Annotated in this window: 8 protein-coding genes and 1 riboswitch; of the genes, 3 read left to right on the top strand and 5 right to left on the bottom strand. The window is 61.0% G+C overall.

The window, feature by feature from the left end; genetic code table 11:
* Nucleotides 1-20: 20 nt before the first annotated feature.
* From CI603_RS01865 to CI603_RS01850, 4 genes are all read right to left on the bottom strand, one after another.
* Nucleotides 21-1,295, bottom strand: a complete 1,275-nt coding sequence (locus CI603_RS01865) for a DUF2318 domain-containing protein (RefSeq protein WP_121912817.1) — start codon at nt 1,293-1,295, stop codon at nt 21-23.
* Nucleotides 1,296-1,308: 13 nt separating this feature from the next.
* Nucleotides 1,309-1,932, bottom strand: a complete 624-nt coding sequence (locus CI603_RS01860) for an iron transporter (RefSeq protein WP_121912816.1) — start codon at nt 1,930-1,932, stop codon at nt 1,309-1,311.
* The gene (locus CI603_RS01855; RefSeq protein WP_121912815.1) at nt 1,929-3,743 is read right to left on the bottom strand and encodes an FTR1 family protein; all 1,815 of its coding nucleotides are present in this window, start codon (nt 3,741-3,743) and stop codon (nt 1,929-1,931) included. The genes CI603_RS01860 and CI603_RS01855 overlap by 4 nt, the downstream gene beginning before the upstream one ends.
* Nucleotides 3,744-3,902: 159 nt before the next feature.
* Nucleotides 3,903-5,393, bottom strand: a complete 1,491-nt coding sequence (locus CI603_RS01850) for an amino acid permease (RefSeq protein ID WP_121912814.1) — start codon at nt 5,391-5,393, stop codon at nt 3,903-3,905.
* Between the two features lie 302 nt (nt 5,394-5,695).
* Here CI603_RS01850 and CI603_RS01845 point away from each other — a divergent pair, with 302 nt between their 5' ends.
* A complete protein-coding gene (locus tag CI603_RS01845; RefSeq protein ID WP_121912813.1) occupies nt 5,696-7,159 on the top strand; it encodes an amino acid permease in 1,464 nt (487 codons plus the stop codon).
* Nucleotides 7,160-7,174: 15 nt separating this feature from the next.
* On the opposite strand, the gene CI603_RS01840 is transcribed toward CI603_RS01845, so the two are convergent.
* A complete protein-coding gene (locus CI603_RS01840) occupies nt 7,175-8,131 on the bottom strand; it encodes a 3-hydroxyacyl-CoA dehydrogenase family protein (RefSeq protein ID WP_121912812.1) in 957 nt (318 codons plus the stop codon).
* Between the two features lie 152 nt (nt 8,132-8,283).
* Nucleotides 8,284-8,462, top strand: a riboswitch (Lysine riboswitch).
* Between the two features lie 96 nt (nt 8,463-8,558).
* Between CI603_RS01840 and CI603_RS01835 the strand changes: the two genes are divergently transcribed.
* Together CI603_RS01835 and CI603_RS01830 are read left to right on the top strand one after the other, a co-directional pair.
* Entirely contained in the window at nt 8,559-10,034 is a 1,476-nt protein-coding gene (locus tag CI603_RS01835) for an amino acid permease (protein WP_121912811.1), read from the top strand.
* A 205-nt stretch (nt 10,035-10,239) separates the two neighbouring features.
* Nucleotides 10,240-11,745 carry an amino acid permease gene (locus tag CI603_RS01830; protein WP_121912810.1) on the top strand — a complete coding sequence of 502 codons (1,506 nt, stop codon included), beginning with the start codon at nt 10,240-10,242 and terminating at the stop codon, nt 11,743-11,745.
* Nucleotides 11,746-11,984: the final 239 nt, after the last annotated feature.

The following is an 11,984-nucleotide window of genomic DNA, read 5'->3' as shown; positions in this document are numbered from 1 at the left end:
CCAACCGCTCCTTCCCTTTTTCAGCTCTTGAAGTGCGAGGATAGAGCATCCAGGTCGGCGGTGCTGATCAGTATGGCGCCCCGGCCGGTTTTGTATGGCAGGGGTACGGGATTGCAGCCGCCCTTGAACCCGATGGTGGCCAGGTTGATGGCTACGTCGCACTTCTTGCAGATGATCTTGCCGTCTTTTTCGTAATAGCCCGCATCCCCGCAGTTCTCGCAGGCATCCAGCCCGACCCCATAGGCTGCGCCATTCTTGCGGATGATGATGAAGCGCATCTCAGTGCCGTCCTTGGCCCGGTAGCTGAATCGATGCAGGTGGCCATCCTCCACCTGGGAGAAACGAATGGTAGCCGTATCAGCGGTCAGGGAATACCGCTCAGGAGGCGAGAGCACGGGCACCTGGTGGGCCTTGGCGGTGCCCACCGTCAGTGCCAGGGTGACGCCGATCATGGCCACCAGGCTCCAGACCGCCGATGCCAGGGCCCTTCGGCGGAAGGCCCGGTGGCTACGGTCGTCGGCTGTGGAAGCCCCAGTCACCGGCATGCGCCAGCCCGCAACCAGGCAGGCCAGAACCGGAATGATGAAAACCAGCACCTGGGCAAGAACCAGGATCAGGTCGGCGTTGTATCCCAAGGCCATGACCCGGAAGGCCCATCCGTGCAGAAGAATCAGGCCGGTGGTCTGCATCAGGGCTACCAGGGCTACGGCGTGCCGGACCAGCAGCAGGATCACCATGAGCAGAGCGGCCAGGCGGAAGGCTATCCGAGGGCAGGAAGTATGCATGGTCCTCAGAATGGCGGCTACCGTCACAGCGGCAGCCAGACCGAGCAGGAAGCCCAGGGCCCTCAGAAGCATGGCCGAGGTCAGCACCGGCTCCCCCGGCTCCACAAAGGCCGTAAGCTGCAGGATGACATCGGGCAGGGCGCGGAATGTGGTCAGCGCTATGGCCAGGGCCGCCAGGGCGTTGACCAGATCCATGGCCCAGGGGCGGCGATGCCAGTCTGAGACCAGCCGGTCGGCGGCCAACACCACTACGATGGCCGCCAGGTCGGTCAGAACGCAGGCTACCAGGGTCGGGTAGTTGACCATGGTCCGGCGGTTGATGATCACGGTGGCGCGCAGGAGGGCGAAGACCAACGCCCCCAGCACGCCGACCCCCAGGCCGATCAGCCGCCAGGAGGAAGAGCGAGGCCGATCGCGGCCCTCGCCAACCCCCAAAAGCACACTGAAAACCATGACCAGGAGGGCCGGGGCCAGCGTCCCCGGCAAGACCGTGACAAATTGCTCAAGCATGGTGCATAGCAGCTTACCACTGGTGGGGCGTGTAGTCCCAGTCCCAGCTGACCACGATGGGCTCGGTCCAGAAGTGTCCCTTCACGCCGGTCTCCGGGTCGACGTGCAGCATCCAGCCCTTCTTCTCAGGAGAGTCGATGGAATAGGTCAGCTTGTAGGATCCGGCCTTCTCCATCTTGATGTTGGCTCCGTAATGCGGGCCGTCCGAGGCGTTCATCTGCATGAAGGTGCCGGACTGCTTGTCGTTGGGATCATCCTTGTTCTGGATGGTGTAGTTGACGGTCAGATCCGGAACGAACTCACCCTTGGCATAGCCCAGGTTGTTGTTGGGCAGGGCGTGGATATCAGCCTCCAGGTGCAGGCTGGCATCCGCTGCCTTCAGCCCCATGGATGCGGGCTCCATATCGATGGGCTGGAAGAAGACCGTGCCGATGTTCAGGGGGCCCTTCTGCTGATCGTCGGGCGGAATGGGGATCTCCTCGAACCCGGCCCCCTTGCCCGCCGAGGACTGGGAGGAGCCGGAAGCCTCAGGCGCAGGGGCCTCACGGGTGCCTGATCCGCCGGAGCCGCACCCCGCCAGGGCCAAGGTGCCTGAGAGCACCAGCGCGACCAGGGCGGTCAGTTGTCTCTTCTTCATGATTGTCCTTCGCTCTTTGGTGTTTGCATGGATGCCGTGACCTCAGAGGGCACAGCCCCTTCGGCGGCCTGCTCGGCTTCCGTCTGATGGACGGTTGCCGACGGCGACCCGCCGGAGTCCTGATTCGACCGCGATTGCTCCTGCTTATGCAGGCGGTGGGTCGACACAATTGCCAGCACGACCACGACCAGGGCCGCCAGAATCTGGGCGCCGATGGTCTGCGTGTAGGGATACAGCCCTATCCAGTCGCTGGTGGGCACACCAGGCAGATAGGTGGCCGGCACCAGGTCGCCCTCGATCAAGGCATGGACGCCACCCCCGGCAAAGATGACCACCATGACAGCCATGAGCAGGCTGGTCATGATGAAGAAGGGCCGGATAGGAATTTTGACCGAGGTGAAGCGGATGAGCACGAAGACAATGACCAGGACCACGGCGGCAGCCGCAAAACCAGTCCAAATCTCCCGTCTGCCACCGGGAGCCATGGCGAAGATGGCCTGGTAGAACATGACCGTCTCGGCACCCTCCCGGAAGACCGCCAGGAAGGAGAGCAGGGCCAGGGAGATAACGCTGCCATTCGAGATGGCCGCCACTGTCCGGCTTTGAATGTAGTGGTTCCAGGATTCCACAGAGGACTTGGACAGCATCCAGTTGCTGGTGTAGAGCAACATGAGCATGGCCACCAGGGCCACCACGCCCTCCAGGATCTCCTGCTGGGGACCGTTCCCATTGAAGAGCAGGGTGAAGAGCAAGGCCACCAGCCCGCTGGCCACCAGGCCCGCTGCAATGCCCCAGTAGATGTGCCGAACCTTGTCTTTATGGCCGGACTTGACCAGGTAGGCAATGATGGCGGCCACCACCAGGATGGCCTCCAACCCCTCCCGCAACAGGACCACAAAAGCCTGGCCAAAGGCGGAGGTCAGGAAGGACGTCCACCCGTTGACCTGGTCTGCGGCGCCGCCGTCCAGAATGGCTGCGTCCTCGACCAGCATGCTCTTCAGGTCGTTCACCAGGGTCTTGGCCGGCTTGCCCGCCACCATGGCCATCCGGGTCTCCTTGAACTGGTACTCGACCTGGGAGACCCTGTTGCCGCTGATGGCATTCATGACGTTCTTCTCGAAGCCCAGCTTTTCGTAATACTGGTAATAAGCCTTGTTGACCAGGTCGGACCCCGCCTGGCCCTGTCCCTTGGATGCCTGGGCGAGCGCCTGATCCAGGATGGGCGTCATCTCGTGGGCCACCTGAGTCCAGGTCCGATCGCCCTTGCCGTTGTTCCGATGCTTCTTGGCTGCGTCCAGCCTTCGACGGTCCGCCTTGATCTGCTCCTGCTGAGCCTTGGCATAAGCACGGGGATTGGCCAGCCCTTGGGTGGCATCCAGCTGGGTGGCCGCAGCCGCCAGATCGGCCTTGAGCTTTTCACTGCCCTGGGTCAGGGCCTGCCCAGCATCCGGAGCGTAGGCCTGGTTCTGCAGGGCCTGGAACTGCCCGTCCAGACCGTTGCGCTTATCCTGCCCTAAGGTCGACTCCACGACCGAAACGAACCCAGAGCCCACATAACCCACGTTGTAGGCTCCCATGAATTGCGAGGCGGCCCCGGCGCGATCTCCATGGCCATAGTCCTCACACCCTCGGTCCAGCTGATGGGATACGGAGTCAGCCACCTGGGTCCAGCTGTCATAATCCGTGGCCGCGCTCGCCGCCATGGCCGACTGCGGGGTTTGCAGAACCAGGAGTATCAGGGCCAACAGCAGGTATGAGAGCAGGGAACCAGCGGTCCTGGCCACTCGCGTCCTGCCGACCTGTGCAACCATGGGCGATGATCTCCTTCGTCGATCCCTCGTTATCGAACCCACGAGAAACGAAGGCCGATTTGACAGCTACCGAAAATCAATCTAGCCCAAGCACAAATGGAAAAACAGACTTGTTTATAGCCCTTTAAGGCCATATAATGCGCCCGCGCTCGCAGAAAGTCAGTCGACCGACAACGGCTCACCCTTATGCTTCCACAGGCAGATGCCGCCGAATACCAGCAGCCAGACCAATCCCAGTATGGCCGGATACCGGGTGTCGGGAGCCAGGAAGAGCGAGAGGTAGATCAGGACGAAGAAGGCGATGGCAATGGCTCCAGTCACCCGGTAGGCCGGCATGATGAACCCATCAGGCATGAAGTCCGGGCTGGTCCGGTAGCGGCGGTGAGCAAGCAGGGTCAGGATGTAGATGAAGATGATGACCGCGCTGGAGCAGGAGGTGAACAGGACGAAGGTGTTCTCGAAGCCGGGCAGCATATGCAACACCGGAGATAAGAGGATCAGCACTCCGGACAGGATGATGGCCCGGGCGGGCACCTTGCCGCGGCGCGAAATCGTATGCAGGCTGCGCATCACAGGAGAGTGGCCGGCGGCGGCCAGTTGGAAGAGGTTGCGGCCGGCGGAGTAGAGCAGGGAATTCAGCGAGGAGCTGGCTGCCGTGATGACCACGAAGAAGACCAATGCGGCCGCCCAGTCCACCCCGGCGTAACGAAAGACCATGACGAATGGCGAGGTGAAGCTGCCGTCGGCGTTGGGGCGGAAGGAGCGCCAAGGCACGATCAGCATGATGGCGACCAGGGCACCCACGTAGAAAATCAGTACGCGCAGGATGATCTGATTGATGGCCTTGGGCAGGACCTTGCGGGGATTCTGCGTCTCGGATACGGTCACCCCTACGAATTCGATCATCTCGTAGGCGAAGAAGACCATCTGGAAGCTCATGAAGAAGGCCATCCACCCGTTGGGCGCCAGGCTCAGACCGCTGGTGATGTTGTCCAGGCCGGCATGCCCAGCCGGGCTGATCCGGTCCTGTCCCGGCATGTGGACGGCCGGATAGTGGAAGCCTGTGATGACCATGACCACAGCCGTGACGATCATGGCCAGAATCAGGGTGATCTTGATCATGGAGAACCAGAACTCGGTCTCCCCGAAAACCCTCACGGCGATCAGATTGATGCACACCATGGCCGTCAGGAAGCAGAACTCGATCAGACCCCGCCAGGCGCTCAGATCAATGCCGAAGGTGCCGAAGAAGGTGACGAAGTAGGTGCCCACGGCAGTCAGCTCGGACATGCCGATCAGGATGAGCACAATCCAGTAGGACCAGCCGGCGAAGGACCCCCACCCCTGGCCCAGGTAGCGGCTGATGAAGGCGATGAAGGTGTGCTGGACGGGGCTGCGATACATGAGCTCGCCAATGGCCCGCATGAGCAGGTACATGATCAGCCCCACGCCGATGTAGACCAGAATGATGGAGGGACCGGTCAGGGCTATGGACTTGCCCGACCCCAGGAAGAGCCCGGTGCCGATGGTGCCGCCGATGGCGATGAACTGCACATGACGGTTGCTCAGACCGCGTTCCATACCGTCGCCTGCCGAGGCGCTGTCACCTTGATTCTGTTGCGCCAAAGGGCCATTGCCCGTACGGTTCATGCGACTGCACCTCCTTGTCTTCACAACCCATTAATCATCGCCGTCCAAGAAGGGACATCCTGTCGAGGCCGGTAGGACAGCAATACCACAGAGGTGTCGATAACCGGGAGCAGGCGGCAGGCACCGACGCCCATGGTAGGGCCTGACGGTCACCATTCGGTGAATTGACCGTCTCATATGGCGGACGCCTCTATTCCACAATGCAAAGGCATGCTCATTCCGCTCGGACCGGCTCCTATAGGGTTGGCCCTGTCAGCCGGTCACATTCAGCTGACAACTACCATCTAAGGAACGACATCCCCATGGATCAACCCAAGGAGTCGCAGGGCAAGGACCTGCGCAAAACCCTGAAGAACAGGCATATCCAGCTCATCTCGCTGGGCGGCGCCATCGGAACGGGACTCTTCTACGGGTCCGGGGAATCCATCTCATTGGCAGGACCGGCCATCATCATCGCCTATCTGATAGGCGGTCTAGCCATCTTCATGATCGTCAGGGCCATGAGCGAAATGAGCGTGGAAGACCCCAAGTCCGGCGCTTTCAGCTACTACGCCACCCGCTACTGGTCCAAACGGGCAGGGTTCGTTTCAGGGTGGAACTACTGGATGAACTACGTGCTGGTATCCATGGTCGAGCTGTCCGTGGTGGGCACCTTCGTCAACTTCTGGTTCCCGGCAATACCCGCCTGGGTATCTGCGGCCTTCTTCCTGGTGGTCATCACGGCAGCCAATCTGATGGGCGTCAGCAAATTTGGCGAGTTTGAGTTCTGGTTCGCCATCATCAAGATCGCAGCCATCGTGGCCATGATCATCGGCGGACTGGCCGTCGTGGTCATGGCCCTGCCCACGGCCAACGGACTGCGGGCCTCCTTTGCCAACTGGTTCACCGTGGGCGGCGGATTCCTGCCCAATGGACTGATGCGTCATGGCGCCAACGGCCAGTGGACCGGTCTGCTTATGTCGCTGGCTGTGGTCATGTTCAGCTTCGGCGGCACGGAACTCATCGGCATCACCGCCGGAGAAGCCTCGGATCCCCGTCGGACCATCCCCAAGGCCACCAACGCCATCATTTGGAGGATCCTGGTCTTCTACATCCTGACGCTTGGGGTGATCATGGCCGTGGTTCCCTGGAACGCCATCGGCAAGCCCAATGCCCAGGGCATGGTCGTCAGCCCCTTCGTCCAGATCTTCGACTCGGTGGGAGTCCACGCGGCCGCAGGCATCCTCAACTTCGTCTGCCTGACCGCAGTCATGAGCGTCTACAATTCGGCCCTCTACTCCAACTCCCGCATGCTCTTCTCCCTGGCCCGGCAGGGCAATGCCCCCAAGTACCTGGGACGGCTGTCCAAGGGCGGCGTGCCCTACGCAGGAGTGCTGACCTCGGCCTGCATCATCGCCCTGGCGGTGGTCGTGGTCTTCCTCTGGCCCCAGTTCGCCTTCAACTACCTGATGAGCATCGCCACGATCTCGGCCATCATCAATTGGTCCATGATCATGGTGACCGAGATGCTCTTCCGGCGTGCTGTTGCCCGCGGTGAAGGCCCCGGCGACCTGGCGGGCAAGACCGGCGAAAGCGCCCTGGATGCCCTACACTTCAAGCTGCCCTTTGCCCGGGTGACCCCCTGGGCGGTCCTGGCCTTCCTAGCCATGATCGTGGTACTCATGTGCTTCTCATCCAGCTACCGGGTGGCCGTCATCGCCGGGCCTATCTGGCTTATCGTCCTGCTGGTGTCCTACCAACTGACCCAGCGCCGAGCGCGCCAGTGATATAAGCGGGAGAACTCAGCGGTCTTTTTCTTTCTTGCGGTCCGCGACCAGCGCCTCCAGCAGCCGCTGGTCGCGGTCGGCGATCATGGCTTGGCTCTCGGCCCCCTGCCATGAATAAAACCCCTGGCCGCTCTTGGCGCCCAGCTGACCGGCCTGGACCTTGGACTTCAAAACCGGGTCCTCGCCCGGACGGTTGTCCAAATCGTCGTAGAGGTACTTGGAGATATTGTCGAATACATCCAGTCCGCCTAGATCAGCGCTGGCGATGGGCCCAAGGATGCTCCACCGTCGGCCCAGGCTGTAGGTGACGATCTCATCCACGGCCTGCGGGGTGGCAATGCCCCGTTCCACAATATTCAGGCACTCTCGAATAACGGCCGCCTGGATGCGGTTGCCTACGAACCCGAGCGATTCCGTGGACAGCGCCACGGCATGCTTGCCGATATGGTTCATAAGCCCGACCGTGGTATCCACCACGCCCTGGTCAGTGTTCGCAGCAGGCACCACCTCGACCAGGGGCATGAGCTGGGCGGGATTCCAGAAGTGAGCCACCAGGAACCGCTGGGGGTGCTGCAGCACCGAGGCAATTTCAGTGGGTCCCAGTCCTGAGGTGTTGGTGGCCAGAATGGTCTGCTCGCCAACTATGGCCTCCACCTGTTGCCAAACCTGGTGCTTGACGTCCATGTCTTCCAAGACGGATTCGATGACAAAGTCAGCATCAGCCAGAATGCCGTAATCAGTGTCCTCTTGAATCCGATTCAGCACGCCCTCCCTCTGATCCTGAGGAATCAGACCAGCACCGATGAATGTATCCAGATCATGCTCGATCAATCCCCTCCCCCGGTCCAGGGCCTGGCGGCTGGAGTCCACCAACCGGACCGGATACCCCCGCATGGCGAACTGGAGCGCCGTTGCATGCCCCATGGTGCCCGCCCCGATATTACCGATCACCTTGATATCATCGACCTTCATCAGTCACTGCCTTCTTTCCTAACGAATTCACGCCCATCCTACGCGGTCAATAGGCGCAGCCAGGATTGCCAGCACGGCCATGGACATTGCAGAAAAGCAGAAGCCATTTGGGCCTTGTCTGAGAATCACTCTATGCTGTCTCGTGATTACAAAACCACTGATGAGGTCGCCGAACCTATCAGTAACCGGGATCAGACAGTGCGGTGTCGCATACTCCCGGTGAAAGGAGGTCCGGCCGAAACGGTTCGGATCCGCCTATCCGACTCGTTGGGCCCGGGTCGAACAGGTCCGGGACTGTCGCAACCAGATGTTGCGGAGCGCTATGTGCAGTGTCACAGACAGGCAACCTGCCTGGATTCCGCCTGAGCGGAACTGGCCGGAACCGTCGTCATAGGGCTCTCAGGTCAGTTCGAGGAGAAGAGCAGTCATGGCGACCAGGCAGGGCGAGAAAGACGACCCCTCCGCATCCGACGACCGGGTCCAACGCAACCTCAAGACCCGGCACGTCTCCATGATCGCCTTGGGCGGCTGCATCGGAACCGGTCTGTTCATGACCTCCGGCTCCACTATTGCCAAGGCCGGGCCGGGAGGCGCACTGGTGGCCTACGCGGCCATGGGGCTCATGGTCTACTTCCTGATGACCAGCCTGGGTGAGCTGGCCACCCACCTACCTATCTCCGGCTCCTTTGCCGCTTACAACGCCCGCTATGTGGATCCGGCCCTAGGCTTTGCCATGGGATGGAACTACTGGCTGAACTGGGCCATCACCGTGGCTGTGGACATCTCCACCGCAGCCCTGCTGATCCAGTACTGGCTGCCCCACACTCCTGGCTGGGTTTGGAGCCTCCTGGTTTTGGTGGTCATCTTCCTGATCAACGCCCTGACCGTGTCCACCTTTGGCGAGACCGAGTTCTGGCTCGCACTGATCAAGGTGGTGACAGTGATCGTCTTCCTGGTCATCGGTCTGGCCATGATCTGCGGAATCATGTTCCGTCCGGCCGTGGGCTTGGGCAATTTCACCTACAAGGACGCCCCCTTCGTGGGCGGATTTCCCGCCATTCTCAACGTCTTTCTGATTGCAGGCTTCTCCTTCCAGGGCACCGAGCTGATCGGCGTCACGGCCGGCGAATCCGAAAACCCCGGCAAGGCGGTCCCCAAGGCCATCAACGATGTCTTCTGGAGGATCCTGCTTTTTTATATTCTGTCCATCTTCGTCATCGCCGCGCTGATCCCCTACACCAGCCCCAATCTGCTCAGCTCCGCCGAAGGGGACATCGCCATGTCGCCCTTCACCATGGTCTTCCAGCGGGCGGGCCTGGCCTCAGCAGCCAGCGTCATGAACGCCATCATCCTGACCTCGGTCCTCTCATCCGCCAACTCAGGTGTCTACGCCTCCACCCGAATGCTCTACGCTCTTGCCAAGGACCATTACGCCCCGGCCTTCTTCGGGCACACCACCCGACACGGCATCCCCATGGCCTCGCTGGTCGCCACTCTCGTGGTCTCCCTGGCTACCTTCGCTGCCAGCATCTTCGGTCAGCGGATCTACATGTGGCTGGTGGCCGCCTCGGGGCTGACCGGATTCATCGTCTGGATCGGCATCGCCCTGAGCCACTACCGCTTCCGCCGCGCCTGGGTGGTCCAGGGCCACCGGGTTGAGGAGCTGCGCTACCATGCCAAGCTCTTCCCCCTGGGGCCAATCCTGGCTCTGATCCTGTGCGTCGTCGTCATCGGCGGGCAAAACATCGAGGCCTTCGTCAACTGGAACTGGCAGGAGATCGGCGTCACCTACATCAGCGTGCCCCTGGTGCTTGCCCTTTACCTGGGCTACAAGATCCGACACCATACCCGAATCGTGCCCCTGGAGACCATGGATTTGAGCGGGGATCCTGAATCGTTATGAAAGATTTGCCAGCTGACATGACACATTGTGACCACGGGAGCCGAAAGGCCATATCAATGGCATAGACTCCCTAAGCGTTCGAGGACCGGCTCAAGGACCCGGCCATATGAATCTATTCCGACATCCAGCCGGCAATATCAGGAATCACAATTTCAGTACGACCCCGGACTCCCCGGTGCGTCGCCCAGCCAAAAGGAGGAGGATCATGACGCAGAACACCAGCAATGCAGCGTCGAACACCAATCAATCCGACCGGGCCGGGCAAGAGCATCATGGCTACGGCAGCGTCAAGCGCAACCTCAAGACCCGCCACATCTCTATGATCGCCCTGGGCGGATGCATCGGCACCGGACTGTTCATGACCTCCGGCTCCACCATCTCCACTGCAGGCCCCGGCGGCGGACTTCTGGCCTATATAGCCATGGGTGTCATGGTCTACTTCCTGATGACCAGTCTGGGCGAGCTGGCCACCCACCTTCCAGTGTCGGGATCCTTCGCCGCCTACAGCGCCCGCTACGTGGATCCGGCCTTGGGATTCGCCATGGGCTGGGACTACTGGCTGAACTGGACCATCTCAGGTGCAGTGGACATCTCCACCGCCGCCCTGCTGATCCAGTACTGGCTGCCCCACACCCCAGGATGGATATGGAGCCTGCTGGTCCTGGTCATCGTCTTCCTGATCAACGCCCTGACGGTCTCCGCATTCGGCGAGACGGAATTCTGGCTTTCTCTGATCAAGGTGGCCACCATCATCGTCTTCCTGGTCATCGGCATGGCCATGATCTGCGGCATCATGTTCCAGCCGGCGGTCGGCCTGAAGAACTTCACCTACAAGGACGCCCCCTTCGTGGGAGGATTCCCGGCCATCATGAGCGTCTTCCTGATCGCCGGCTACTCATTCCAAGGCACTGAGGTGGTGGGCGTGACCGCCGGCGAGTCCGAAAACCCCGGCAAGGCGGTTCCCAAGGCCATCAATGACGTCTTCTGGCGAATCCTGCTCTTCTATGTGTTGTCCATCTTCGTCATCGCTGCCCTGATCCCCTACACCAGCCCCAACCTTTTGGGAGCCTCTGACGGGAACATCGCCATGTCACCATTCACCCTGGTCTTCCAGCGGGCAGGCCTGGCCTCGGCGGCCAGCGTCATGAACGCGGTGGTGTTGACATCCATCCTCTCGGCCGTCAACACCGGGGCCTACGCCTCCAGCCGCATGCTCTACGGACTGGCCAAGGACCACTATGCTCCGGCCATCTTCGCCAGGACCACCAAGAGGGGCATCCCCCTGGCGGCCCTGGTAGCCACGGTCTGCATGTCCCTGGCCACCTTCGCCTCCAGCATCTTCGGCCAGTCCTTCTACATGTGGCTGGTGACCGCCACTGGACTGACCGGCTTCATCGCCTGGATCGGCATCGCCCTGAGCCACTTCCGCTTCCGGAGGGCCTTCAAGCTCCAAGGGCACGATCTGAGCGAGCTCAAGTACCACTCCAAGCTCTATCCGTTCGGCCCGGTTCTGGCCATGGTGCTCTGCGTCATCGTCATCGCCGGGCAGGATATCCCCTCCCTGCTCAGCCTGAACTGGTCGCACATGGCCATGACCTACTTCAGCGTGGTGCTGGTCCTGGTCCTCTACCTGGGCTTCAAGTTCGTCAACCACACCAAGATCGTGCGCCTCAAGGACATGGACGTGTCCGGCGCCGAATCCGCCCGCTGATGCAGCAGACGCGGAGAACAGCCCGTAAGTGGTTTAACGTCCGTATATAACCAATGGTGCCCCGCAGATGGTCATTCCATCCGTGGGGCACCGCCGTATATCCTCCGGCATTGAAAATTTCACACATCCATATGACCGATCCGATCAACGAAAAATCTGATCGTGCAACTGCAATATGAGTATCGGGAATAACTAAATGGCCGTTCCCTCATCGGCATTGCATCCGGATGAGGGAACGG

It is taken from the genome of Bifidobacterium sp. wkB338, assembly GCF_003688325.1.
In the GTDB taxonomy this organism is placed as follows: domain Bacteria; phylum Actinomycetota; class Actinomycetes; order Actinomycetales; family Bifidobacteriaceae; genus Bombiscardovia; species Bombiscardovia polysaccharolytica.
This window is presented reverse-complemented; position numbering and strand designations above follow the sequence as displayed.

Bases quoted from the DNA above. Each gene is read 5' to 3' on its own strand.
- CI603_RS01860 (WP_121912816.1), bottom strand. From the start codon at position 1,932: ATGAAGAAGAGACAACTGACCGCCCTGGTCGCGCTGGTGCTCTCAGGC.
- CI603_RS01830 (WP_121912810.1), top strand. From the start codon at position 10,240: ATGACGCAGAACACCAGCAATGCAGCGTCGAACACCAATCAATCCGAC.
- CI603_RS01835 (WP_121912811.1), top strand. From the start codon at position 8,559: ATGGCGACCAGGCAGGGCGAGAAAGACGACCCCTCCGCATCCGACGAC.
- CI603_RS01850 (WP_121912814.1), bottom strand. From the start codon at position 5,393: ATGAACCGTACGGGCAATGGCCCTTTGGCGCAACAGAATCAAGGTGAC.
- CI603_RS01865 (WP_121912817.1), bottom strand. From the start codon at position 1,295: ATGCTTGAGCAATTTGTCACGGTCTTGCCGGGGACGCTGGCCCCGGCC.
- CI603_RS01855 (WP_121912815.1), bottom strand. From the start codon at position 3,743: ATGGTTGCACAGGTCGGCAGGACGCGAGTGGCCAGGACCGCTGGTTCC.
- CI603_RS01845 (WP_121912813.1), top strand. From the start codon at position 5,696: ATGGATCAACCCAAGGAGTCGCAGGGCAAGGACCTGCGCAAAACCCTG.
- CI603_RS01840 (WP_121912812.1), bottom strand. From the start codon at position 8,131: ATGAAGGTCGATGATATCAAGGTGATCGGTAATATCGGGGCGGGCACC.